General features: G+C 54.2%; 23 protein-coding genes and 2 pseudogenes. 14 read left to right on the top strand and 11 right to left on the bottom strand.

Annotation, left to right across the window (positions count from 1 at the left end):
- Positions 1-140 precede the first annotated feature (140 nt).
- Positions 141-1,058 carry a YeeE/YedE thiosulfate transporter family protein gene (locus ACA044_RS22795; protein ID WP_497443390.1) on the top strand — a complete coding sequence of 306 codons (918 nt, stop codon included), beginning with the start codon at positions 141-143 and terminating at the stop codon, positions 1,056-1,058.
- Positions 1,059-1,837: 779 nt separating this feature from the next.
- Here ACA044_RS22795 and ACA044_RS22800 read toward each other — a convergent pair.
- Positions 1,838-2,479 carry a DUF1109 domain-containing protein gene (locus ACA044_RS22800; protein WP_214380610.1) on the bottom strand — a complete coding sequence of 214 codons (642 nt, stop codon included), beginning with the start codon at positions 2,477-2,479 and terminating at the stop codon, positions 1,838-1,840.
- Positions 2,476-3,048 carry a sigma-70 family RNA polymerase sigma factor gene (locus tag ACA044_RS22805; protein WP_497443391.1) on the bottom strand — a complete coding sequence of 191 codons (573 nt, stop codon included), beginning with the start codon at positions 3,046-3,048 and terminating at the stop codon, positions 2,476-2,478. Before ACA044_RS22805 ends, ACA044_RS22800 begins: the two co-directional genes overlap by 4 nt.
- A gap of 75 nt (positions 3,049-3,123) precedes the next feature.
- Here ACA044_RS22805 and ACA044_RS22810 point away from each other — a divergent pair, with 75 nt between their 5' ends.
- The 7 genes and pseudogenes from ACA044_RS22810 (at position 3,124) to ACA044_RS22840 (ending at position 7,255) form a co-directional block, all read left to right on the top strand.
- Entirely contained in the window at positions 3,124-3,261 is a 138-nt protein-coding gene (locus tag ACA044_RS22810) for a hypothetical protein (RefSeq protein WP_497443392.1), read from the top strand.
- A gap of 36 nt (positions 3,262-3,297) precedes the next feature.
- Positions 3,298-3,570, top strand: a complete 273-nt coding sequence (locus ACA044_RS22815; protein WP_010461569.1) for a BufA1 family periplasmic bufferin-type metallophore — start codon at positions 3,298-3,300, stop codon at positions 3,568-3,570.
- A 28-nt stretch (positions 3,571-3,598) separates the two neighbouring features.
- Positions 3,599-4,453, top strand: a complete 855-nt coding sequence (gene bufB / locus ACA044_RS22820) for an MNIO family bufferin maturase (RefSeq protein ID WP_497443393.1) — start codon at positions 3,599-3,601, stop codon at positions 4,451-4,453.
- On the top strand, positions 4,450-5,217 hold the full coding sequence (locus tag ACA044_RS22825; RefSeq protein WP_497443394.1) for an HvfC/BufC family peptide modification chaperone: 768 nt from the start codon (positions 4,450-4,452) through the stop codon (positions 5,215-5,217). The genes bufB and ACA044_RS22825 overlap by 4 nt, the downstream gene beginning before the upstream one ends.
- 20 nt (positions 5,218-5,237) lie before the next feature.
- Entirely contained in the window at positions 5,238-5,711 is a 474-nt protein-coding gene (locus ACA044_RS22830) for a DoxX family protein (protein WP_497443395.1), read from the top strand.
- A 232-nt stretch (positions 5,712-5,943) separates the two neighbouring features.
- Positions 5,944-6,690, top strand: coding sequence for a YkgJ family cysteine cluster protein (locus ACA044_RS22835; RefSeq protein WP_497443396.1), 747 nt, complete (start codon positions 5,944-5,946; stop codon positions 6,688-6,690).
- 363 nt (positions 6,691-7,053) lie between these two features.
- A pseudogene (locus ACA044_RS22840) lies at positions 7,054-7,255 on the top strand (hypothetical protein).
- Between the two features lie 819 nt (positions 7,256-8,074).
- Here ACA044_RS22840 and ACA044_RS22845 read toward each other — a convergent pair.
- From ACA044_RS22845 to nhaA, 6 genes and pseudogenes are all read right to left on the bottom strand, one after another.
- Entirely contained in the window at positions 8,075-8,323 is a 249-nt protein-coding gene (locus ACA044_RS22845) for a hypothetical protein (RefSeq protein ID WP_497345946.1), read from the bottom strand.
- Between the two features lie 354 nt (positions 8,324-8,677).
- A complete protein-coding gene (locus tag ACA044_RS22850) occupies positions 8,678-9,628 on the bottom strand; it encodes a DMT family transporter (protein ID WP_497443397.1) in 951 nt (316 codons plus the stop codon).
- Positions 9,625-10,197, bottom strand: coding sequence for a TetR/AcrR family transcriptional regulator (locus tag ACA044_RS22855; RefSeq protein ID WP_497443398.1), 573 nt, complete (start codon positions 10,195-10,197; stop codon positions 9,625-9,627). Before ACA044_RS22855 ends, ACA044_RS22850 begins: the two co-directional genes overlap by 4 nt.
- 187 nt (positions 10,198-10,384) lie before the next feature.
- Positions 10,385-11,107, bottom strand: a pseudogene (locus ACA044_RS22860) (IS66 family transposase).
- 396 nt (positions 11,108-11,503) lie between these two features.
- On the bottom strand, positions 11,504-12,958 hold the full coding sequence (locus ACA044_RS22865; protein ID WP_497443399.1) for a TrkH family potassium uptake protein: 1,455 nt from the start codon (positions 12,956-12,958) through the stop codon (positions 11,504-11,506).
- A 526-nt stretch (positions 12,959-13,484) separates the two neighbouring features.
- Positions 13,485-14,822, bottom strand: coding sequence for a Na+/H+ antiporter NhaA (gene nhaA, locus ACA044_RS22870; RefSeq protein ID WP_497443400.1), 1,338 nt, complete (start codon positions 14,820-14,822; stop codon positions 13,485-13,487).
- 228 nt (positions 14,823-15,050) lie between these two features.
- On the opposite strand from nhaA, the gene ACA044_RS22875 reads away from it, so the two are divergent.
- Positions 15,051-16,328 carry a DUF2254 domain-containing protein gene (locus ACA044_RS22875; RefSeq protein WP_497345934.1) on the top strand — a complete coding sequence of 426 codons (1,278 nt, stop codon included), beginning with the start codon at positions 15,051-15,053 and terminating at the stop codon, positions 16,326-16,328.
- Positions 16,329-16,334: 6 nt separating this feature from the next.
- Here the strand turns inward: ACA044_RS22875 and ACA044_RS22880 are convergent, their stop codons facing one another.
- Positions 16,335-17,657, bottom strand: a complete 1,323-nt coding sequence (locus ACA044_RS22880; protein ID WP_497443401.1) for a chloride channel protein — start codon at positions 17,655-17,657, stop codon at positions 16,335-16,337.
- 225 nt (positions 17,658-17,882) lie between these two features.
- Between ACA044_RS22880 and ACA044_RS22885 the strand changes: the two genes are divergently transcribed.
- From ACA044_RS22885 to ACA044_RS22895, 3 genes are all read left to right on the top strand, one after another.
- Positions 17,883-18,833, top strand: a complete 951-nt coding sequence (locus ACA044_RS22885) for a TAXI family TRAP transporter solute-binding subunit (RefSeq protein ID WP_497345930.1) — start codon at positions 17,883-17,885, stop codon at positions 18,831-18,833.
- A 74-nt stretch (positions 18,834-18,907) separates the two neighbouring features.
- Positions 18,908-20,935 carry a TRAP transporter permease gene (locus ACA044_RS22890; protein WP_497443402.1) on the top strand — a complete coding sequence of 676 codons (2,028 nt, stop codon included), beginning with the start codon at positions 18,908-18,910 and terminating at the stop codon, positions 20,933-20,935.
- Positions 20,932-21,318: a DUF1850 domain-containing protein gene (locus tag ACA044_RS22895; RefSeq protein ID WP_214380599.1), complete on the top strand. Its 387-nt coding sequence runs from the start codon at positions 20,932-20,934 to the stop codon at positions 21,316-21,318. The genes ACA044_RS22890 and ACA044_RS22895 overlap by 4 nt, the downstream gene beginning before the upstream one ends.
- A gap of 104 nt (positions 21,319-21,422) precedes the next feature.
- On the opposite strand, the gene ACA044_RS22900 is transcribed toward ACA044_RS22895, so the two are convergent.
- Positions 21,423-21,647: a hypothetical protein gene (locus tag ACA044_RS22900; RefSeq protein ID WP_497443403.1), complete on the bottom strand. Its 225-nt coding sequence runs from the start codon at positions 21,645-21,647 to the stop codon at positions 21,423-21,425.
- A 260-nt stretch (positions 21,648-21,907) separates the two neighbouring features.
- Positions 21,908-22,111 carry a hypothetical protein gene (locus ACA044_RS22905; protein WP_214380598.1) on the bottom strand — a complete coding sequence of 68 codons (204 nt, stop codon included), beginning with the start codon at positions 22,109-22,111 and terminating at the stop codon, positions 21,908-21,910.
- 382 nt (positions 22,112-22,493) lie between these two features.
- Between ACA044_RS22905 and ACA044_RS22910 the strand changes: the two genes are divergently transcribed.
- On the top strand, positions 22,494-23,174 hold the full coding sequence (locus tag ACA044_RS22910) for a response regulator transcription factor (RefSeq protein ID WP_497443404.1): 681 nt from the start codon (positions 22,494-22,496) through the stop codon (positions 23,172-23,174).
- On the top strand, positions 23,152-24,537 hold the full coding sequence (locus tag ACA044_RS22915; RefSeq protein ID WP_497345925.1) for a sensor histidine kinase: 1,386 nt from the start codon (positions 23,152-23,154) through the stop codon (positions 24,535-24,537). Before ACA044_RS22910 ends, ACA044_RS22915 begins: the two co-directional genes overlap by 23 nt.
- The last annotated feature ends 1 nt before the right edge of the window (position 24,538 follow it).

Below are 24,538 nucleotides of genomic sequence, written 5' to 3' on the forward strand. Positions count from 1 at the left end.
GCAGTCATTCAACCTCTACGAAACCATAGGGCGATACAAAGCGACCGTCAGCTTACGACTGTGTCCGATACACAGGTAGCCTGATCGAGGACTAAGCTAATTCCTGGTGACGCCCGGTCCATCCAAATCAGCGGTGGCGCATGAACATGGTTTTCTCTTTATTGATGGCGTTGGTATTAGCGTTCCTGATTGGCTGGGTTTCGCAGCGCATGGGCATGTGCCTTGTCAAAGCGAGCGAACAACTGCTGGCGGGGCGCCCGACGTTGTTTGTGGCACTGACATCGTGTGGATTGTTCGGGTTGCTGCTGGCCCCGCTCTATCGTTTCTCCGAGTTCAGCCTTCCGCTGTACTCGCCGGGTATTTCCTATCCTTTACTGGTTTCGGGAGGCTTCTTGTTCGGGGTGGCATCGGTGCTGAACAACGGTTGCAGCGTAGGTACGCTGACCAGGTTTGCCTGTGGCAATTTCAATAAACTGTTCACAATGATCGGCTGGGTCCTGGGGATCGTGCTCTGGTATTACATGCGCATGATGCCCGAACAGAAGACCATTCTGATGCCGGAAATTTCCAGCCGCCATTACTGGCTGTTGATCGGTGTAGTGGCGCTGGTACTGATTTTTTTAGTCTGCACACATGGTAATAAACACCTGGTTTTCTCCAGCATGCTGCTGGGTGCGTTGACGAGTGCGCTCTATACGTTCGAGCCGTTATGGACACCGAGTGTGTTCTTTTACAATGTTTCGCAGTTGTTCTGGCAAGCCGATATGGCAATCAGCGCCCGGCGTATTGCCGTGTTTGTCATGTTGCTGGCAGGCATGCTGAGTTTTACCGTGTACAGGAAAATGTTCCGTTTCGAGGCCTTTACCCCATCAAAGGCTGGCGTTCATTTGTTGGCGGGTATTTTGATGGGGATTGGGGCTTCGATGATGCTCGGCGGTAACGACTCGCAAATACTGTTGGTGTTTCCAACACTGAGCGTTGCTTCAAGCATTCCAATGGTGTCGATTGCCACAGGCATTCTGGTGTCATTGTGGTGCAAAAAACGCTTTACGAATTGAACACCCTCAAGATAGTTCCGCTTTCGACGCAATAAAACAGACAGTGATGACAGACAGAAATCGGCTAAAAATGGACGTTCCACCTACGCCTGTTTCCAGTCAAAAGCCGCGTACCGGCTGTGTCTAAGAAGTAAGTTGCGATTCAATGGGATGGACTCCTATTCACCTCAACATTTTGAATATCAGGCAGAAGGGGCGATCCACAGTCACAGTGAGAAGGAGTCCACACATGAAGCTAATGCGCATTGGGGGCGACTTGGCTAAAAACGCGTTTCAGATCCAATCCACTGCACGGATCACCCTATCGCAGTCGTTGGCTAGATAGTCCCGGTTAAATCCACTGCTTGTAGATGTGATTTCCAGACTGGCAGTTAACGGGATGCCTCTGCACCAACTAGAACTTCCGGAGCTGCCTGGAGTTTGAGGTCGCGTCTAGCTTCCTCCCAGGTGTCGTACTGGTCTGACGTTAGGAACTTATTAAGAGTCGGCGTGTGTTTTCCTTCCCCGTTAAGTGACACGAGGCGAACCTTGGCGGCAGCCTCCAAGCGCTTCCCTTGCAATCTCGGCATCTACCCAAGCTTTTCAGGGCAGAACCTCCGTCCGTATTCTGCGAAATTGCACCCTTCTTAACCACCCACGCGCACAGCAACTGACCACCTATTTGCATTCGACCTGACCAGTCATTTTGATTGGATTTGGCCAGGGTAGCTGTACTGTTCTCAAACTTGCGACGATAGTCAGTGGTGGAGTCGCTGGATAACTAGCGATTTCCAACCCCACTACCATTGAAGCCAGCGCGGTCCGAGCAGCGCACCGATAACGGTTGGTATCAACATGCCAAGCAAGTACCAGACGCCCCAGAAAGGGACTTCCATTTCAGGGCAATGCAGGCAATAAGCAATGGTAGCCATCGCCCCTGAAAGCAGTCCGCCGCAGGCGCCGGCCAGTCTCAGGCGAGTGGGTGCCAACCCACGCAGCGCCCAAAAGACAGCAATGAACCCCGGAATCGAAAGCAAGGTGATGTTCAGCGTACACACGCGCCATGTTTTACCGAAGATCATCGAAGCACGCACGTCCGGGGCTGCTGTCATCAGGACATAGAGGGCGCCAGCCCACACCGCTGCAACCGCAGCAATAACAAGCAGTTGTCCGGCGCCTGGCGTAACTCCGGGCCTCGCCAGGCGCACAACCTGGCTCAACGCGCCGACCATCAGGCACAAGGGCAAGGCAATCTTTGCCCAGAAAATCGGAGTTGCCGCCACTTCGGCCAGATCCGGACGTGCGCCAAACATAACCATCACCAGCAAGAAGGCCGTTATCAGGCCGACCAGCACCGCGACGCCGAAACGCTTTGCGAGCGCATGCCGGTCGACCGGTGTAACACCGGTCGCCAGCATGGAAATAAGATCGTCAGTTTTCATCGTGTACCTCTAATCCTGTCGGCCAACGCCTTAAGCCCGCGATGGATGCCAATCTTTACCGCTGACTCCGAAAGCCCGGTCATTTGCGCGGACTCGGCGACCGACAAGCCTTCAAGCTTCACCTGCTGAATCGGCAAACGCTGCCGGTCAGGCAGTTGCTCAAGTAACTTGCCGAGGTCGCGATGGGCCTGCTCCGGCTCCAGATGAGGCTTGGCAAACAGCTCCGCCACATCGTCGAGCGAGTCATTGAGCACTTCATTGCGCGACCTACCACGAAAAAAATCCGTGAGTTTGTAGCGGGTGATGGCAAACACCCAGGCCGTCAGCGGTTGGTCCGCACGGTACGTTTGTCGACCGTTATGGACGGCCAGCAAAACCTCTTGCAGCAAATCCTCGACTTCACCCGGTTGCCGTTGAAGTCGGGTTCGAACAAAGCCGCGTATATGACCACTCAGCTCCTTGAGGAAAGTGCCATAAGCCCGCTCGTCGCCACCCAAGCCCGCGAGGAACAAGGTCTGAAGATGAATTTCCCGGCTCCGCAATGCATCGTTATGTGTAGTTCGTTCCATCGTCCACTCTGGTTACACGAGGATGAAAATATTCTGTACTTGCATAACGCCAGCGCCAATAACGGGCGATGGATCATGCTTGCCGCCAAAGGCATATGGCAACAAGCAGATTCATTTTGTGGATCTAAAAAATATTTTGCGATGGCTGTAACCGGATTTGAAAACTCAGCGAACTACCTTTCGGATCTGAAGCACAGAGCACTCCTGCACTGATGCGACGACCCACCCTCATGATCCCGGAGAATAACCATGAACAATCTGAAGCTTGCTGCCATCGCCGTTGCCTTTTCCTCCTTTGCTGCCGGCGCCATTGCCGCCGAGACCCCAGCCGCCGCAGGCGCCATGGAAAAATGCTACGGCGTCGCCATGGCCGGTCACAACGATTGCAAGGCCGGTGCAGGTACCACATGCGCAGGTACGGCAAAAATGGATTACCAGCCTAATGCCTGGAAAAACGTTCCCGCTGGCACTTGCACCACCATCAAGACACCAAAAGGCACCGGCACCCTCACACCAATGTAACGTCAACGCCACGGGGCACGTACTTATCATGAACAAGGCATTCCAGATCGGGGCGGGACTTGGCCTCAAACCGAACCATTACCAAGAGGCCCACGACTGCACGGTCGAAGGTCTCTGGTTCGAAGTTCATCCGGAAAACTACATGGTTGGTGGCGGCCCCCGCCTGGCATGGCTGGAGGCCATTGGCGAGCGGCACCCATTGTCGTTGCACGGGGTGTCACTTTCGCTGGCGGCCGATTGCCCGCCGGACCCGGAGCACTTGAAACGCCTGAAACAGCTCGCTGATCGCGTTCAACCGGCACTGATTTCCGAGCACCTTGCCTGGTCAGCCTGGCGCGAACAATACCACCCCGACCTGTTGCCTTTTCCCCGAACAAATGAAGCGTTACAGCGTATCGCAAGCAATATCCAGCGCACACAAGACGCCCTCGGGCGTCGCATTGCCATCGAAAACCCGACCCATTATTTGCACCTGGACGGGCATGACTACAGCGAACTGGAATTTCTCACCGAATTGAGCACGGTGACTGGCTGTGGCTTGTTGCTGGACGTCAACAACGTGCACATCAGTGCGCACAACTTGGGTTTTAGCGCCGCCGATTATCTGGATTCCTTTGCGGCCGACGCCATCATGGAGATTCATCTGGCCGGATTCACCAAAGACCCTGGCCATTCAAAGTTGTTGATCGATAGCCACGACGCCCCTGTCGCCGAGGATGTCTGGTTTCTGTACCAGCGGCTGATCGAACGGATCGGCCCGCGTCCAACACTGATCGAACGCGACGACCATATCCCCGCTTTCGACGTTTTACTGGCCGAGCGCAACCGAGCGCAGACGTTATTGAACCTTGGGCAAAATCAGCGAATGAAGGTGGCGATATGAAGCCCTCTCTCGCAAGCTTTCAGGATGCCTTCGTCGATGCGTTATACGGCACTGGATCATCCACGATGGATTCGCTGACCCAACAACCAGGCTTTGCGGTCTATCGCAATACCGTACTCAAAGGCACGACGGATGCGTTGCTAGCCAACTTCCCTACCGTAGAGCGCCTGGTGGGCACTGACTGGCTTAAAAGCGCCTCCGCCATACATGCCCGGCTTGCACCGCCAACAGATGCACGTTTACTGAATTACGGAGCGGGCTTCCCCGACTTTCTCGACAAATTCGAGCACGCGCAAGACATGCCGTATCTGGGCGACGTCGCCCGTCTGGACCTGCTCTGGACACAGGTTCATTGCGCCGCTGATGAGCCCGGTCTTGGGCTGAACGACTTGGCGCAGATTCCCGCTACGGGATTGGGCAACTTGCGGCTTAAACCACGGGACACCGCCCGTTGGGTCTGGTTGCCGGATTGTCCCGCCTACACGATCTGGTGCGTCAATCGTGAACAACGGGAAATGCCTGAAAAACTCGAATGGCAAGGTGAAGGTGCACTACTGACACGCAAGTCCGGCCGCGTGCATTGGCAGGCTGCCAGTGCCGCAGACTGCGCCTTTCTCGACGCCTGCGCGGCCCACCTGCCCCTCGATGTCGCCGCTGACTGGGCCATTGAAGTCGAGTCTGACCTGAACCTGGAAAACCTCATTATTCGCCTGGTGAGTGCTGACGCGTTTGTAACGGCGGAACTCCTGACAACCAGTTACTGAAGCCATCAACGGAGCACAGCATGGATACCATTAACACCCGCTCACCTGCCGCCGACAATTCCCTGCGTGGCCTCTGGAACCGCGTTGCAACCCGATTGGGCAATCTGATCAGCGATTCGTTTCTGGTGTTGGTGGCGCGCATCGCCATCGCCGCCATTTTCTTCATGTCAGGACGCACCAAAGTCAGCGACGTTCTGACGATTACGCCGAGTACCTACGAACTGTTCCGTACGGAATACGCCTTGCCTCTGATCTCTCCAGAACTGGCGGCACACCTTTCGACCTACAGCGAGCACCTATTTCCACTGCTGCTGGTGCTCGGGCTGTTCACCCGTCTATCCGCCTTGGCGTTGCTGGGTATGACCTTTGTCATTGAGGTTTTCGTTTACCCCGATGCCTGGCCGACGCACCTGTCCTGGGCGGGATTGCTGCTAATCATCATCGCACGTGGTGCAGGAGCACTTTCGCTGGATCGCAGACTGGGCATCCGGTGATCCATTCACGTATGGGGAACTCTCTAGCAGGAGTTTGCGAGTAGTTATCGCCCACATCAGCGTGAAGTTCGCCGTCATTCCAAGAGCACGCCTTTGTACTAGTTAACAATCCTGCGACTGCCTCATGTGGGTAAGCGCAGGGCACGCACGCGCATTGCGTAGGCAATACGCAACTAAATAAGCGAATACAGCCGATCTATCTTCAACCAATTTCTACATACCGGTGAAAAATATGCAAAGCAACATCGTACGATTCTCCTGTGTAGGCTGCGGTATTTGCTGCAAGGGCCGACTGATACCGCTGACATTGGCTGAGGCACAACAATGGTTAAACCGCGGTCACGACATCGCGGTGATTCTTGAGGCCTTTGATGAATCAAGTTGGCCTCATTCATCAGCGGAGTTTGCCCACGCCAAAGGCCGATCTGTAAGTGTAAATTGTGGTAAGACCCAGATACAGGTCATCGCTGTGTTTGCCGGCAAAGCACTTGAGCAATGCCCTAATCTCAGAGCTGACAATCTTTGCGGCATCTACGAAGAACGCCCCCTGGTTTGCCGCATTTATCCGATGGAAATCAACCCATTCATCGCGTTACGTCAAGATAACAAAGCGTGCCCGCCACAGGCGTGGGAGAGCGACGACATTCTCTGTACAGATGGCCGTGCAGATCAGGCTCTGGAAGCACTCGTCAGTCAATCTCGACAAGCAGACAGAGCCGATGCATCAAGCAAAATCGCCATCTGCGCGCAACTGGGCCTGAATGTGGCGAGTTGGAAAGACAACGCGCTGGCCGTTTACTTTCCACCACGAGAAAAACTGCTCGAAGCGATACACCGCGTCAAAAGTACTCTTGAGGAATATCCAGGCTGCGAGTGGCAGGTGCGGGTCGATGATTTATCGCTGCGCGAGCGATTGACCGCATCGGACGTGTCTCTGGCTGCCAACGAGTCCGCCGAGTACATCTTTCATGTTTTATGAACCGCCTTTAACGCTGAGTTCGCTCATCAATACCGAACTACTGTGCGTACTCGCGCGTTTATTTTTCACGCAATATGACCAAGAGGCCACACGGGTTGATTGCAGTCCTCCGCGACGGGCAGCTGTAGCTTCACAGAATAGTTGATCATTTTCACAAGTAATTGAGCAGACGCCCCCTGACAGGAAAGCGACAAAAAGGCCAATTCTCCGAATTGGCCGAAAGCAGACCTCCGCCATGCATTAGCCATCGCGAAACTCGCGCGACTAGCTTCAGCAAATTCTCCAGCAACTCTTTAAGCTCAGCGCGATACTCATCATTTTCACGGTACGTGTAGCAATGGAAGATCTGCTCAGCTGTCATCAGTGGCCAGCGTTGTCGCAGACCTACACCCTTCCCCATCAGGCAAGATTGATCAGAACCAGCTAGCCCTTGGGACTGACGCTGTGGGTCGAGGAGCGCGGCTCAGATGAGGTTGGAGGCAATGTGCGCAGTGCGCTGGCAACGATCAGCAAGAACGAAGAGTTCATTAACATGACGTTAGCGGTACTCATGACATCTGAATGACTTCTATTGAAATACAGCAATCGGCCAATTTCAGCTATTGCTGACCGGCAGCTATGGGGCCTGTACGCCGATCGCCAAGCGAGCGATGCAACCCTTAGCGTTTCAGGTCGGGATAACTGTAAGGGCGATACACCATCTTGCAGGGCAAGGCACCCACCCGTCGACTCCAATTGAGAAAGGTTTGATGTACTAGCTATATGCCGCTAAAACTTAAGCGAGGATAAAAATATAGGTGATGACATGGTATCGAGATTTGTTGTCGTTCCGGCGATACCTACTGAGACGGGATCGGTACGTGATGGTGCTCGCTTCTACTCCAGCATGGCGCCTTGTGGCTACAGCATCTACGACAACAAGGAAAAGTGTCGTCTTCACCTGTCATTTCCGACGCGAGATGAAGCGGAGGCTGCGTGTGAATTGAAAAACTCAGAGCAACTATTCAGGTCAATGTCCTAACTGCGACCACCGTGGGACCTTCATAGCACAGCGCAAAAATTCTGGAATTTTGACCACAACCTGCCAATGGATCTACTAAGGGCGTAAAGATCTGAATGGTGACCTATGACGGCAAACGAGGATTTGATTGATTGAAATGGCCGCTGGCATATCACTAACGGCGTCGTGTCATGCCGAACGTGCCAAGCACAGCAGAAAGAGATTGATCGTAGTGCAGTGTTTGTACATTCCTCAGGCTGTGGTTATGCGGGACAACTACGTAACCAATGGGATGACTTGAATGCCATCTGCAAAAAGCTCGGTCACCGGGTATAGGTAGCTTTGAGTGTTCGTCTTAGACATCTTTGACTAATAGAAGACTTCTCAGTCCGCCGACGGTCCATAGCTACCTGCGGCTCGCCCGTCCAGCATAGGCATCGGATCAATTTTGGGGGAGTTAAGAAAAGTAGCCCACGCCTCATACGCCAGCTTCTGGCGATAGGTAGCTTCATTCCACAAGGTCCCCTCCAACTGTCGTGCCGATACGAGCATCATAAGATTGGTGGTGGCTGCATCAAGCTCAAGCAAAAGCTCGTGGGACTGGAAGCGATAGTCGTCTAGGTTGTTCATCATCGAGGTACACCAGTCATGGCTCTGAATTACGAGCTGTTGTTCCGATATAGGTTCAGTGTGAGATCAGTTTCATCATCGCATTGATCCGCAAGACAACCGGCTTCATCTTAGGCAAGCTAGAAGGTCAGGTAAACACTTTCCCCCCACTCAAAGCGAGGCAGCATTGCGCAAGGGCTGAGCGACGGCTTTGGCTCGGATTGCGTCCACGCACTGTGACTGATCGTAACCGTCCGCCCAACACACCTTCCCGACCCCAGCACTTAGGGCAATGATGACAAATCAATCTAAAGTGGACACCTGAAATGGACTCACCCATACCGGCACAGTCGCATTAGTTTCAACTAGGGGTAGTTATTACACTAAGCCGATGTGTGTTGCCCTGCGGTAAAAGGCGTGAATAGCCCACACCACCCCAACAAAAAGCAATGCTGTCCCAAGCGCTTCCATAGGAGAGGGCCAGCGATGGTTGATGAGCAGGCCCATCGCAGTCGCATAAATGGTTCCGCTGGCGATCAATTGCCCGCTTAGCGCCAGAGGTAGGCGCCGAGTTGCGATTGACCATGCCCAGGCACCTGCAAGGGTGGCCCCTAACCCCTGAATCAACCCACAGACTATTAGCGCCTGAGTACCTGCTAACCCGCTCGGATGGCTGGCGAAGTGGGACAGTTTCAAGTACAGCCCAACTGGGATAAAGGCCAGCATTTCGACGCTGCACATGAAGATCAGCATGGCTGACCACAACATGGGCGACATGCTTGGGCGTCGAGCCAAAGCACTTTCATTTATTAGGCCAAAACCAGTCCAAAATCCGATTGCCATCAACGATGCTAGTAGTCCAAACACTATCGAGGTTGTCGGGGACACCACCGTCGCGTTACTTAAATCAAACACGCTCAAGTTGACCAAACTTATGCCTAAAGCCGCCACCAGCAGCGGCCCAGAAATGGCGCGCCAAGGCACGCTGGAGCTTCTAATGTTGCCGGCAATCGCTAGCACGATAGGTACGGACCCCATCATCACCGGAGGGATCACCGGCCCAGCAGCCAAGACCGCAGTGGTTATCAGGAAGAAGTAGCCGATGTACCCTAAGAAGCCCAGTAGCGCAGCGCATGCCCAATCGCTCAACCGCAATTGCCGCACTTCGCTACGGTAAACAAAAAGCACTAGCAGGCTACCCAAACCGGCAAAGGCATAGCTCACCACAGCCAGGTCAAAAAGGCTGTAATCGCCGACTAGTCCCGGAAAGATGTAGAGCAGTGACCAGGAAAAAGTGGCGGCAATGGCCGCTAACAAGCCTAGGGTCATACGCTCTGCTCCTGCTGGCCCTGATTCTGGATCCAGCAATGAGCTAGTTGCCGGGCAGTGGCGAATACCTGCACGTCTTGGCCCATGGCGCCGCTAACAAAACTGCCCTCCAGCAAGATAAACAGCCCCTCAGCAACTACGTCAGGGTCGCTTACACCGGCGCTCATTGCCAATGCAGTAAGATTTTCGCGTATCCCTTGCTTATGCCTGCTCACTGCCAAATGCACAGGATGGCTAAACTGGGGGAACTCAGCCGCACTGTTGACGAACAGGCACCCGCGCCCGCTATCTTGCAAAAGAAAGCGTTGATACAAATCGAAAAACGCGAGCATGCCACTGACCGGATCAGAGTGCCCCGCCAAGGTGCGCGCTACCTCTTCGCGCCAGCGGCGGTCACGCTCCTCAAGGCAAGCCACTATCAGCGCATCTTTGGAAGGGAAATGGCTGTAGAGCGTCATCTTGGTAACACCCGCCATCGCGGCGATGGCCATCACGCTAGTAATGTATATGCCTTGTGACACAAACAGCTTCAGCGCTGAATCAATCAAGCGCTCACGTGTGTTGTCCATGTTGCGGCACTCCGGCATAGCGACGGAGATGACTATACTGACCGGTAAGATTGAGGTGCATCCAGACACGACCTGAATCATGGCCGTTACGACACAGATCGCAGCATGCCAACGCAGCGGTAATTCTTAGGATATGGCCAATCAGGATGTTCACTACGGTAGCTAAGTGTCCTCGGAATCTGCGTGGTTAAACTGATGGCCATTTATGTGGCAGCAGCTCGGTAACATCACTCGCCCGCTGCGTCGGTAGTAGAGTGAGAACATTCATCAGGTGGGCATATGGATCATGTCCATTAAGTTGCGCGGACTGGATCAAACTCATGATCGCAGCCGCCCTTTTTCCGCTGCGTAGCGATCCGGCAAACAACTAATTAGAACGCCCAAGGCCCCACGGCCGGATCTGGTTCTCGACCTGGTAGTTGTCGATGGGCACAGCCCCATCGTCCAGGTAGCGCGTCAGCGCTATCCAGCGTTTAAGGCTGTAATCCAAGGATTTGGCTGTCGCTGATTCATTTGGCACCAGATCCCGCTGGGCTAACATCCGGTCATACGATGTTTTGATTATCGGTACTGCCTTTTCCTGCCGTATTCGCCAGCGATCCTCATCGCTCATGCCTCGCGCTTGGCGCTCAACTTCGTACAAGCCGCCAATTGAGTGCAGCACCTGTTCAGCCAGCCGCCGCTCGGAGCGAATACCGTAGCAATAGCCTACGATCAGCATGCGGATCATCAGCTCAGGGTCAATCGACGGACGCCCAATCGGGCTCGAAAAATCGGCGAGGTAATGGCGCAAGTCGCTCAGATCAAGACATTGATCAATGCCGCGCAGAAGGTGATTGGCTGGGATGTGATCTTCAAGGTTGAACGAGTAAAACAGTCGGTCCTGCCCACTCGATAATTGTCCCAGCATTTGCGTGCTTCCCTGCTGGCCAATGTAGAGATTTTGCCGCCGGCCAGAAAGGGGAGCTACTTTTTCAACAGAATCGGCCAATAGCTGCCCGTCAGAACCGGCGAAGCGGGGGCGATTCAGTATTTGCCGACAGGTTAACGAATATCCAGACGACAAAAAGCCCGCGTATGGCGGGCTTTTTGTCGAAGGGGAACCAAATCCTTTGGTCTTGGCCCAGTATTGCGCAGCAATACACAATCTATCAAGGCAATCCAATTGGAAGTTTAAAAGATTTGGATAGCTGGACTAAGTTGAGCTTCTCGCTAACGCACCCGATGAAATTGTCACAACTGGTATTGCGAATCCGGACGCTAGGACGTGGTAAACGGGCTTCCTGGCGACTCAAAGGCGAAGCGATCAATATCTCCAGAACACAGGTGTCAAAATTACCAGCACCGTCAGAATTTCCAATCGCCCAAGCAGCATGCCGACGGTCAGCAGCCACTTAGCAGCGTCAGGCAACGAAGCAAAATTGCCCGCAGGCCCAATGACCGTGCCAAGCCCCGGCCCAACATTGCATACTGCGGTGGCGGCCCCACTCAAGGCAGTCGTCCAATCCAGTCCAATCAATGCCAACCCCAAAGCGATCACAGCAATAGTAATTGTGAAGAAAAACGAGAAGGTCAACAGCGAACGCAAGACGTCCTCATCGATGGAATGGCCGTTGTACTTTTTCTGGATCACCGCACGGGGATGAATCAGTTGTTTCAAGCTACTCAGGAGCAGCACAGCGGCAACCTGAAAGCGGAAAATTTTCAGGCCACCGGCGGTTGAGCCTGAGCATCCCCCGACGAAGGTCAGGTAGAAAAACAACAGCACGGAAAAACTGCCCCACAACGTGTAGTCACCTACCGCGATGCCGGTAGTCGTAACGACCGAGGTCACATTGACGGCCACGATGCGAAAGGCATCCCACCATGTGTAATCACTGTGGAAACACAACCAGGTGCCCACTACCAACCAGGTAACGATCAGAAACCCAACAAACCCGCGCACCTGATGATCCTTCAGTAACACACGTCGATGGCCGCGCAATGTTGCGACGTACAAAGTAAAGGGCAGACTGCCCAGAATCATGATTACCACAGCTACCCAGTGAATCGCTGGCTGCATCCAATGCCCAAGTGAAGCGTCCGACGTAGAGAATCCCCCAGTAGAAATCAATGACATTGCGTGGTTGACCGCTTCAAACGGTGTCATCCCGGCGATCCAGAGTGCCAGTGCTCCGGCGCCAGTGAGCCCTAGATAGAGACAGAGGATGTACTTTGCTGCCACGTGGGAGCGTGGCGTCACTTTCTCAGACCAGTCTGAGGACTCTGTCTGGAAAAGACGCATGCCACCCACTCGCAACAGTGGAAGGATTGCCACCGCCATGCCGATGAAGCCGATTCCACCCAGCCAGTGCAGCATCGAACGCCAGATCAACAATCCCGGTGACGCAGTATCCAAACCACTCAAAACGGTAGAGCCAGTAGTTGTGATGCCGGACATGGTTTCAAAGAAAGCATCGGTGTAACTGATGTGGCTGATGAACACCATTGGCAAAGCCGCGAAGGTACACACCACCACCCAACTGCCCGTAGTCAACAGGTACATATCCCTTGGACGAAGCACCACGGTATCTGGACGTCCTCGCACGACCAACAGTAGGCCACCAAGGAAAGTGATCAAACTCGACCAAAGAAACGCGGGAAGGTCATCGCTGTACCCGTAGGCCAAGAGCGTAACCATAGGAATGGTCATGCTGACAGCCAGCGTGATCAGAAATACACCGAGGATGAAACCAATAAGCCGCATTGCCGCGATGGACATAGAAATAGCCTCCCAGATTTAAGCTGCGAAGCCTTTCAATCAGGCCTTCAGAACGCTACCGACCATCCAACTCATAGCCAACGAGCTGAGAGTATCTGCAATGTAATTGAGTAATGTTGCCTACGAATAAAAAACCCGGCACAGGGCCGGGCTTACCTGTACTCCCCTACAACACAGTTCCCAAATGAGAGGGATGGAGAACCGACTGAGGAACACAGGTCGCCGATATTGCCAAAGCATGTTTTGCAAAGCAATCCATCTATGAAAAATGCTCCGACAGCTGCGCGCTGGCGGGTGTCGGTGACTACCACCGGTAGCGGTCCGTCGCCGAGCCCAACAGTCACCATAAGCTCGGCGTTTGGAAAAAGCACCACTGCTCCCATCAGCAGTCATTGAACCGTATTTAGGAGGGCTTTGCGCCCCTAGCATGAATTTGGGCACGCTTGTAATCACCACCGAGCAATGGCAAGTCAGCCGTTGCCGGGTGGCGATTGCATCGTTGCAAACTGGCACATTGTAAATGTGCTTAGTACTTCAGCTTCCCCCAAATCAATCCGATGAGTGCAGCCAAGCCAGACGCCGCGAGCACGCTAAGTTTCGCCGTTGAGAGTAACGCCGGATCAGGAAACGCTAACGACGCTATGAAAATGGACATGGTGAATCCGATACCCGCCAGCAGTCCCACCAGGCCGACACCCGCCCAGGTCACGCCCTCAGGTAGCTCACAAATTTTGAGTTTAACGAGGGTTACGCTGGCCAAAACGATTCCGAGAGGCTTGCCCAGTACCAGTGCCAATACAACCCCAATGAATACATTCAGGGAGACAGCATCTTCCAGGCGGTCGCCCTCTAGACTCACCCCAGCGTTTGCCAGTGCGAAAAGAGGCATAACCCCAAAAGCTACCCATGAATGCAGTCCTGCCTGTACGCGCTGCACTGGGGGCAGTATTTCCCGCTCGGCCTGTCGGAGTTGTTTCAGCGGTGTCGCCACGGCCTGCGGACTATTCCCGGACTGGGCAAGTCGATCCATCAGTTCATGGAACGTGCGCCCGATGGTGTCCAGCGGGCGCTCCGTTGTGGGCTTGGAGCTGGTCGGTGTCATCAGCCCAAGAATTACACCTGCGAGCGTTGGGTGCACCCCCGTCTTCAGGAGGCCAAACCACACAATGGCGCCAGGCAGTATGTACGCGTAGGCCTTGCTGATACCCATTCGCTGAAAAGCCAGCACCAATACCAGTCCACTCAACGCCACCACCAAACCGATATAATCCAGGCTTGAGGTATAGAACACGGCGATGATGAGGATGGCGACTATGTCGTCGATGATGGCCAGTGCCAACAGCAGCACGCGAATACCACCCGGGATCGACTTCCCCAAAAGCGCGAGAACACCCACTGCAAATGCGATATCAGTGGCCGTCGGCACGGCCCAACCTGCACTGCCCTCGGTTCCATGATTGAACAGCGTGTAGATGGTCGCCGGCACCAAGACGCCGCCCAATGCGGCTCCTAGAGGCAGGGTCGCCAACTTGAAGTTCGCAAGCGCGCCGTCATGAATCTCCTGGCGTATCTCCGCCCCAACAACAAGGAAGAAAACTGCCATCAAGCCGTCATTGACTAAGAAGTGTAGTGAGCAAACGACTTTGAATTCACCTAGCCCTAAAGTGAGTTGGGTGTTCCAGAAATGTTCGTAGGAGTCGGCAATCGGGCTGTTCGCCCAGATCAGTGCTACCAATGCCGCGAGTAATAGAACGACACCGCTGACGGCTTCGATATGGGTAAACCGCTCAATCGCTGTCAGCGCGCGTACGGTCAACTCTTGGGGACGTGGAATCGAGGGTGACGCCAAGTTTTTATCAGGCACATTAACTCTCCGCTGGCGGCCCGACCAACGTTTGAGCATTAACCTGCGATGTGCCGTATGCAGCAACGCACCCGGCTCGATGATAGGTAGCTTAACAGCGGGAAGCAAATGACTCCGCCAATGAACCTTCCGCCGGCAATGTCACTCCATCAAAGGTGATCGAGTTGTTGCATTGGCAGACCGAACTTGAATCGTGGACCAGTGACTTCGCTATAAAAGGTATTGAAGATGATCGCTCGTTGGCGCTGGCTGCTACATCAGATGACGAAACGGCTCTGGTTCAGAGCCAGTTTATTTTCTGTACTGGGTGTGGCGACCGCATTGCTCGCCGTTGTCTTCAATGACTACATTCCCGCCTCACTGCCAGCGCGTATCGGCGCTGACGCTGTTGACAAGATTTTGGGCATCATCGCCTCCAGCATGCTCGCCGTGACCACCTTTTCGCTCAGCACAATGGTGACGGCCTACGGCGCCGCTAGCAGTGGCGTAACACCTCGCGCCACCACACTGGTGATGGAAGACCGCACTACCCAAAATGCCCTCGCCACGTTTATCGGTTCATTTCTGTTTAGCTTGGTGGGAATCATTGCATTAAGTACTGGAGCCTATGGCGCGCAAGGAAGGGTTCTGCTTTTTGCAGTGACCATCGGCGTGGTGATTCTGATCGTGTACACACTTCTGCGTTGGATCGATCACCTATCGAGATTGGGGCGGGTGGGTGAAACCATTGATCGCGTCGAAGCGGCCACCATCCATGCGATAAAAAATCGGGTCGAATGGCCTTATCTGGGGGGCGTCGCCTACCCTGCCGATGGGAGTGTTCCGTGCTCAGCGAAAGCCATTACGAGTCTTCAGACCGGGTATGTCCAACACGTCGATGTGCATGCGTTGGGTGCGATTGCTGAAGAGCATGAGACGCAGATTTATCTCGATATTCTTCCCGGCAGCTTTGTGCATGAAGGCATGCGTCTGGCCCAGGTCGTGATTTTAAGCAATGAACACATCGGAGATCCGGGGGCCTGCGCTGAAAAAATCCTGGGTGCCTTGACCATTGGCGTACGCCGAACCTTTGAACACGATCCACGGTTCGGGCTTTCGGTGCTGTCGGAGATCGCCTCACGAGCCTTGTCGCCTGCGGTCAATGATCCTGGAACTGCAATTGACGTACTGGGACGCGGGGTCAGGAGCCTTACCTGCTGGGGTAAACCAACAGAACAGATGGCGGAAATAGGTTCAGGGTGCGAGCGAGTCTTCCTGCACGGACTGGATGTCGGTGACCTGTTCGACGATTTTTTCGCTCCCATCGCCAGAGATGGTGCGAGCTTGATTGAAGTGGACGTCCGACTGATGAAGGCCCTGATCAGTCTGGCGCAGATAAATCCGGATATTTTCAAAAGTGCCTGTACCAGACATATGAGCCTACTACTCCAACGAGCGGAACATGCGCTCACATTGTCGGAAGACCAGGCGAAGCTCAGTGCACTGGCCCGAACACTGGTCCACTAGAACACCCTAAGGATTTGTCTTTCGGGTTGTGACGTCATTATCCGGCGATTGCAGAAAGCCACGAGCCAGCTGCTGATACAACTCGGGCCCCATCCGTGCGCTGACCGCTTTAGCAATCAATGCGACTGCCATGAGGCTGATCACCATCCCATGGCTGTCGATCATCTCCATCACGATAATTGCGGAAGTGATCGGGGACTGTGTTACTGCGGCCAGAAAACCGACCATGCACAACGCAATGATAGGCTGCGTCGCCAAACCAAAGAAGTCCGCGACGTTGGCTCCTACAGCGGCGCCGACTGCCAGGGACGGGGCAAAAATGCCGCCCGGGATACCGGAGAAGTAAGTCACTACCGTCGCAAGAAAACGCGTGATCGGTGCGTGCCATGGCAGGCCGACATCGGACACGATGATCTGCGACGTGATCCCGTAGCCGCTGCCAAATGACATACCGCCACTCAACCAGCCCAGTATTGCCACGATCATTCCACACGCGCCGGCGAACCATACAGGATGCGTGCGCCGCCATTCCCAGAGGACGAATCGATGATGGCGCTGGGGCCACAGCAACATCCGACTAAACAGGCCGCCCAGCAGCCCGCAGCCAATTCCGATCACCAGCACCGGGGCAATGATATCCAGGCCGATTTCGTGTATGTCGAAGTGACCGAAATAATTGTAGTTGCCCTGCAAAGCGATGGCGACCATCCCCGACAGGATGATCGTGCTGAGCAAGACTCCGCTGGTGCGGGTCTCAAGTTTGCGCCCCAGCTCTTCGACGGCAAACGCCACACCGGCCAGTGGTGTATTGAAGGCTGCCGCGATGCCTGCCGCCCCTCCGGCCAGAATAAGGTCCTCGCTGCGGATGATTCGCGCATTGGGCAGATAGCGGTGAAAGAAATGCATGATCGAAGCAGCGACTTGTACCGACGGCCCCTCGCGTCCTGCGGAAAAACCACCGGTCAGCGCCAGTGTGCCAAGTCCTATCTTGGCAAAGGCAATGCGCAGCGACACCAGTTTGTCGACGGGTTTGCCCTGATGAGCCAGGCGCGTGGCGGCAATCACCTGGGGAATGCCGCTGCCTTGGGAGCCGACAAAAAAACGAGTGGTCAACCACACTACCAACATGCCGACCAAGGGTGTGTAAATAAACGGCAACCAGGGCCGTTCGGCAGTCTGTTGCGCAAATTGCGTCAGTGCCAGATCAGCCAACCGAGCAAACATCACGACAAGTAGGCCCGCCAGGGTCGCAGCCGCCCAAAGCGTCACGCGTGTGCGCCAGCGTATGGAGGCGAAGCGGCGGCGCAGTAGCACTATCGGTTTGATCACCCGAGCGAATTCCCATTGAGTTTCAGGACTGTGGTGCTGGCAAGACTAACCGGATATGCGCTGTCGTCCAACGGCTCTAGCGCCAATGCGGAGAACCATCCCGTCACTGCAAGCCTTTATCAGGACTTCCACCGCCGAGATTGGCTCAATCCACCGCTGTCCGCGCCTGAATCAACTACAGTGGAATCACTCTGCATACAGACAAAAACAAGACGGAGATTTCCCATGCGAGTAATAAGCCGCTTTGCCCTGTTAGCCGCCGCTACGTTGGCTGTCACCACCGCAGTTCAGGCCGCTCCAGTATTCATCAACATTCTAACGGGGGGAACCAGTGGGGTTTACTACCCAATTGGTGTTGGCCTGTCGCAGATCTATAACGACGGCATCCCAGGCGTGAAGACTTCGGTTCAGGCCACAAAAGCTTCGGTGGAAAATTTGAACCTGTTGCAAGCAGGTCGTGGAGAGTTGGCACTCGCACTGGGGGACTCCGTAGCCGATGCGAAGAACGGCGTGGAAGACGCCGGTTTCAGTGCGCCGTTAACCAAATTGCGCGCCATCGCGGGTGCTTACCCTAACTACATTCAAATAGTGGCCAGCAAAGAGTCAGGAATCAAAACTCTGGCGGACCTTAAAGGCAAGACCATCTCCGTAGGAGCGCCAAAGTCAGGCACTGAACTGAACGCGCGAGCGATCTTCAAAGCCGCAGGCCTGACCTATGAAGACATGGGTAAAGTGCAATACCTGCCCTTTGCCGAATCGGTCGAATTGATCAAGAACCGGCAGTTGGATGCCACCCTGCAATCTTCCGGGTTGGGCATGGCGGCTATTCGCGATTTGTCCTCTGTCATGCCGTTGAACTACGTTGCAATCCCGACTGAGGTGGTCGCAAAAATCGGCAACCCCGCCTATCAGGGCGCGATGATTCCGGCCAATACCTATGATGGGCAACCTGAAGCGGTACCTACGGTTGCGATCACCAATATTCTGGTAACGCGTGCCGATGTATCCGATGAAGTGGCTTATGAAATGACTAAGCTGTTGTTCGAAAACCTGACTCGCTTGGGCAACTCTCATTCAGCGGCCAAGGACATCAAGCTGGAAAATGCAGCTAAAAACCTGCCGATAGCACTGCACTCGGGCGCGGAACGCTACTACAAGGAAAAGGGCGCGTTGTAATGACACAAGGCGTGGCGGCAGGACCGCTACGCCTTCTTTCGCTCTTTTCAATGTGGTCATGAGGCAGGCAGCTAATGAGTGAAGATCATCAGGGCATCTCTGCAAATCCGCGAGACTGGCCAAAAACCCTGTTTTACGTGGCGTTGCTGTTCTCGATCTTTCAGATTGTCACCGCAGCGTTTGCACCCATCTCAAGTCAGGTTTTACGCGCCGTACACGTCGGTTTTTTGCTTTGGGTAGTTTTTCTGAGCTACCCCGCTTACGGCAAGGATCGTCCCTGGCAACCGCTGGCTTGGGTACTCAGTCTGGCTGGGATTGCCACGGCCTTGTATCAGTGGGTGTTCGAGGCTGACCTGATTCAGCGCTCCGGCGATCTGACGACAGCAGACACCGTGATTGGGCTTGTGCTGATCGCACTGGTGTTCGAAGCCGCCCGACGGGTAATGGGAATTGCGCTTCCAATCATCTGCGGCCTGTTCTTGGCTTATGGCTTGTTAGGCGAATATCTGCCCGGCGACTTGGCACACCGGGGATATGGATTTGACCAGATCATCAACCAACTCTCATTTGGTACAGAAGGGTTGTACGGAACACCAACCTACGTGTCGGCCACCTACATTTTCCTGTTCATCCTGTTCGGTGCCTTTTTGGAACAGGCTGGCATGATCAAGTTGTTCACAGATTTCGCCATGGGGTTGTTCGGTCACAAGCTGGGCGGTCCGGCCAAAGTCGCAGTCGCCTCGTCGGCACTGATGGGGACCATAACCGGTTCCGGGATTGCCAACGTCGTGACGACAGGGCAATTCACTATCCCGTTGATGAAGCGTTTCGGTTACCGGGCGGCGTTTGCCGGCGGGGTCGAAGCGACCTCCAGCATGGGCAGCCAGTTGATGCCGCCCGTGATGGGGGCCGTCGCCTTTATCATGGCTGAAACTATCAACGTGCCGTTCGTGGAGATTGCCAAGGCAGCGTTGATTCCCGCTATTCTTTACTTCGGATCCGTGTTCTGGATGGTACATCTGGAAGCCAAGCGCTCGAACCTCAAAGGCCTGCCCAAGGACCAATGCCCCAGTGCACTGGGCGCGGTAAAGAAGAGCTGGTACCTGCTGACTCCTCTCTTGGTTCTGGTTTACCTGCTGTTTTCCGGTCGCACGCCCCTGTTCTCCGGCATGGTGGGGCTGGCACTGACGGCCATCGTCATTCTCGGCTCGGCGATCATTCTCAGAGTGCACAATTTTGGCTTGCGTTGTGCGTTTTGGATCGCCCTCGGAGTTCTGTGCACCGGATTCTTCCAGCTGGGAATCGGCGTTATCTTTTTAGTCATCGCGGTGCTGGTATTGGTGTGCGGATTCATAAAAGGTGGCCGGGAAACGCTGACGATCTGCCTGCATGCGCTGGTCGAAGGTGCGCGACATGCAGTACCGGTGGGGATTGCTTGTGCGCTGGTGGGCATCATCATCGGCGTAGTGTCACTGACAGGCGTCGCCTCAACCTTTGCGGGTTACATTTTGGCCATTGGCCGGGACAACCTGCTGCTTTCACTGGTGCTGACGATGATCACCTGCCTGGTGCTGGGCATGGGCATTCCGACCATTCCCAACTACATCATCACCAGTTCAATCGCAGCACCTGCACTGTTGGAACTGGGTGTGCCCCTGATCGTGTCACACATGTTCGTGTTCTATTTCGGCATCCTAGCCGACCTAACGCCACCGGTGGCCCTCGCCTGTTTTGCCGCAGCACCGATTGCGAAGGAGACCGGATTCAAGATCAGTTTATGGGCGGTCCGTATTGCGCTCGCTGGGTTCATCATTCCGTTCATGGCCGTCTACAACCCGGCGCTAATGTTGCAAGGTGGCAATTTATGGATGACTGCCTACATGTTGATCAAGACAACGTTGGCGGTCGGTCTCTGGGGAATGGCATCAACGGGATACCTGCAACAAAAAATGGCGCTATGGGAACGCTTGTTGAGTGTTGGCGCGGGAGCATTGTTAATCGTGGCGTTGCCGCTGACCGATGAAATTGGCTTTGCACTTGGGCTGCTGGTGATCCTTCAACACGTGTGGCGGTCGAAGCAGGTCGGGACGGCTAACGCATGATTGGATTGTGTCTGGGTCTCGCTGGCGTCGTCTGGGCGCAGTTACCCATTTCGCAGTTCACGCTGGCGTGGGACCACACTATCGAGAAGATCCGTTGGGAGGAGGACTACCGCGTCACCAAGCAAGGCCTTGTGTTGAAGGAAGCCAGAATCCGGGGCAATGGTGCGGGAATGGAAGTTCCTGAGGACGCCCGACTGGAAAATGGCAGTTGGCACTACCAACGTCAGCTGCCACCGCTGCAACCTCTGCGCTTGGGGCGTACTCCGGAGGCTGGAGACTACCAATTGTGCATTAATGGGGCGTGCAACTTCATGAGCCGGTGGGTTGGAATACCGACCAACAGCCAGCCTTTCATACAGATGTGGAGTTGCGAGACGGGCTAATGCCTGGATATCCGAATTCGGATTTGGAAAGACAGGTAAACGACTTGGCAGACTGAAAAAACGCCTATCGACATTTATGAGCGCATTTTGCCAGCGACCAAAGGTTAGGACGGATCACGAGAAAGGTCATCGCGCCCCATCAGATTTAAACTTTGGCATACGGTCTCTGCTTCTTCACACACTAGGTACTTTTCACTGACGAAGATACCCGTAACCGTGTTGACGATCCGGTAATAAAAATCCGTGTTGGAATTGTTCGCCGCGTCTCGATAAACAGGCCCATCGTCCGTAAGCAATGGACGTTTTTGCACGACAAATATTTCGTCCATTCCCCTCCCAAGTTTTTGCTCACCGATAGACAAAGCCACCCTCTCCAATTCGCGCAAACGATTCGAGCGTCTGTGGCGTAGCAAGATACCTCAAGCGGGAGAAATAGGTCGACTAGGTGCGGGGCCCCGTTGCGACTCCTTTAGTGAATCAGGTGAATGGGACGTATATCGCACGAAGCGCAGACTCAGCGCGCCCACTCCCCCCTGGAACTGCACACCTGTGGTAGACGCCATGATCTGGAAATCTATTGAAATGAAGGTCAGTCGACAGCCTGGAAGTCTCCGTAACCTCTAGGAAGCTCCATCCAAGTGTCAAGAGCTGCGAGCTGCCTGGCGACAGCAGCATCCCACTCGGAACCTACGGCCATGTTTTTACTCATCATGGCGTGGATGACAGCTGTCGCCTGTTGGTACTCATGATGTATTTCCAACGCTTTTGCTAAAAACTCTTTTTGCCGAGTCATAGGGGGCTCCAAAGGCTGAAACCGAGCATTGATCCGCATCCTTATACAATTGACATCAGCATGAATTCGTTGGTTGCAAGAGGCTGGTTGATAGCCCCAGATCTACATCAGGTACACCTGAATGCTTCATGCAGTGACCCAACTTGCGTAGGTACACATCAAACCAAAGGCTAACAAAAAGAACGCCAAATAAGGGGTCATGTTTTCCCTCCTCTCGGTGCGGAGCGCATCAGTTTTCGAATATATCGGTGCTTTGGCATGCATCAAGGTTAAGGTGGGTTAAGAAAATTTAATCTTCGGCCGCTGCGCTGGTCACTAAGGTGGACCTGCCAAGGCGGCATTGAGTCGCAAGCGCTAAGAGCAGGCTGAAGCGGAGGAAGGTATGAATTGCGCATTGGTCATAGAGGACGACAAGGTGACGGCGGAAGTCATCATCACTGAACTCCAACGCCATGGTTTCAGTGCGAAATGGGCCGCAACTGGACGCGACGGATTAGCACTGGCGATTGCGGGAGGTTATGACGCCATTACCCTGGATCGAATGCTTCCCGATTTTGATGGCCTAACCATTGTCAGTACGTTGCGTAGTCTTGGGATTCAAACACCTGTCCTGATGATCAGTGCACTTTCAGACGTCGATGAGCGCGTTCAGGGTCTGCGTGCGGGCGGCGATGATTATCTGACCAAACCCTTTTCTGCTATCGAGATGGTTGCGCGTCTTGACGCATTGCTTAGGCGCACCAGTGTAGACGCAGGCCATCCGCAACTTTGTTGCGGAAACCTGCGATTGGATCTGGTCGAACACAAACTGACTCGAAAAGATGAACACATTCTGCTGCTACCGACCGAGTTCAAGCTGCTCAATTACCTGATGCGCAGTGCCGGCCAGTTGGTCACTCGGACCATGCTGTTTGAAGAGGTCTGGGGTTATCACTTCGATCCTGGGACGAACATCATCGATGTTCACATTGGTCGGCTGCGCAAAAAGCTTGAAGGCGACGAAGGCACACCCGTCATTCATACAATACGCGGTGCCGGCTATGTCCTTGCTACCAAAAACTGAGGAGTGGCGCTCATCCGGTAGTCGATTGATCGGGTTCTACGCCATATTTTTTGTGGTTTGGGGGGCACTCTTCACCGGCGTGTTGTACTGGGAAATCTCCCACTACCTGGGCACCGTTGCAGAGCGGACATTATTGCAGCGTGCCCACTACTATCAAAAAATCGATGACAAAAAACTGGTGAAAGAACTGGCTGCCAGTGAAGCCTACTCAACGCCCGGGATCGATGCTTACGGATTGTTCACTTCCGACGGACAACACGTTGCAGGAGACCTGCTCAAACTGCGCTCCAGTTTGCCTGATGATGGCAAGGTTCATTATCTTGAGCGCGGACTGAGCATTGCGTTACCTGACAAAGAAACCAGAAGCAGTTATGCCCTGCTAGCACGTCGCCCCGACGGGCATATTCTTATTCTGGCGCGTGACGGCGGCTCGATTTTAGCCGTTGGCGGGATTATCGAGCAGGCATTGATGTGGGGACTTTCGTTAACACTCATCCCCGGATTGATTGGTTGGCACTTGTTGCGGCGTCTGCCCTTACGCCGTGTCAAACGCCTACAGCTTTGTACCGAGAGCATCGTTTCAGGCAACTTGTCGGAGCGTTTACCCTTATCCGCCCGTCGCGATGAATTGGATATGCTGGCAAATGCCGTGAATACGATGCTCGATCATATCGAGCAACTGATGCATGAGGTCAAAAGTGTTTGTGATGGTGTCGCTCACGATTTGCGTACGCCACTAACTCGGCTGCGTGCAAGGCTTTATCAGCTCCAGCAACTGCCTATAGACAACGATCACGAGCAAATTTTGAACCAAGCCCTTGAGGAAAGCGAATCGATCATGGTGCGTTTTCAAGGATTGCTTCGGGTTGCTGAACTCGACGACATTCGTCGCCGCTCGGCATTTGCACCTTTCAAAATTATGGCGCTGTTACAGCAAGCGCATGAATTTTATGAGCCTTTGGCACTCGACCGCTCTCAGACGCTCTCTCTGGAAATTACCAATAACCTGCCTCAACTGTATGGCGACTCTTCGTTGATGTTTGAAGCCTTGGTCAACCTGCTCGATAACGCCATCAAATTCACCCCGGAGGGAGGGCACATCAAATTGCGGGGAAGTATCAAGGATTCAACGGTCATCGTTGAAGTTGCTGACGATGGCACTGGCATACCCGAGACAGACCGTACACACGTCATTCGCAGGCTCTACCGAGGGGACGCTAGCAGAATGCAACCCGGCCATGGCCTCGGATTATCCCTGGTCGCGGCCATCGTGAAATTGCACGGCTATACGTTGGATATTCAGCCTGCCGCTATGCATAGCGGTACCCGTGTCTTGATTATCTGCCCGACGGTTTCCGGTTGAT

The sequence above is a fragment of the Pseudomonas sp. LBUM1673 genome (assembly GCF_059695645.1).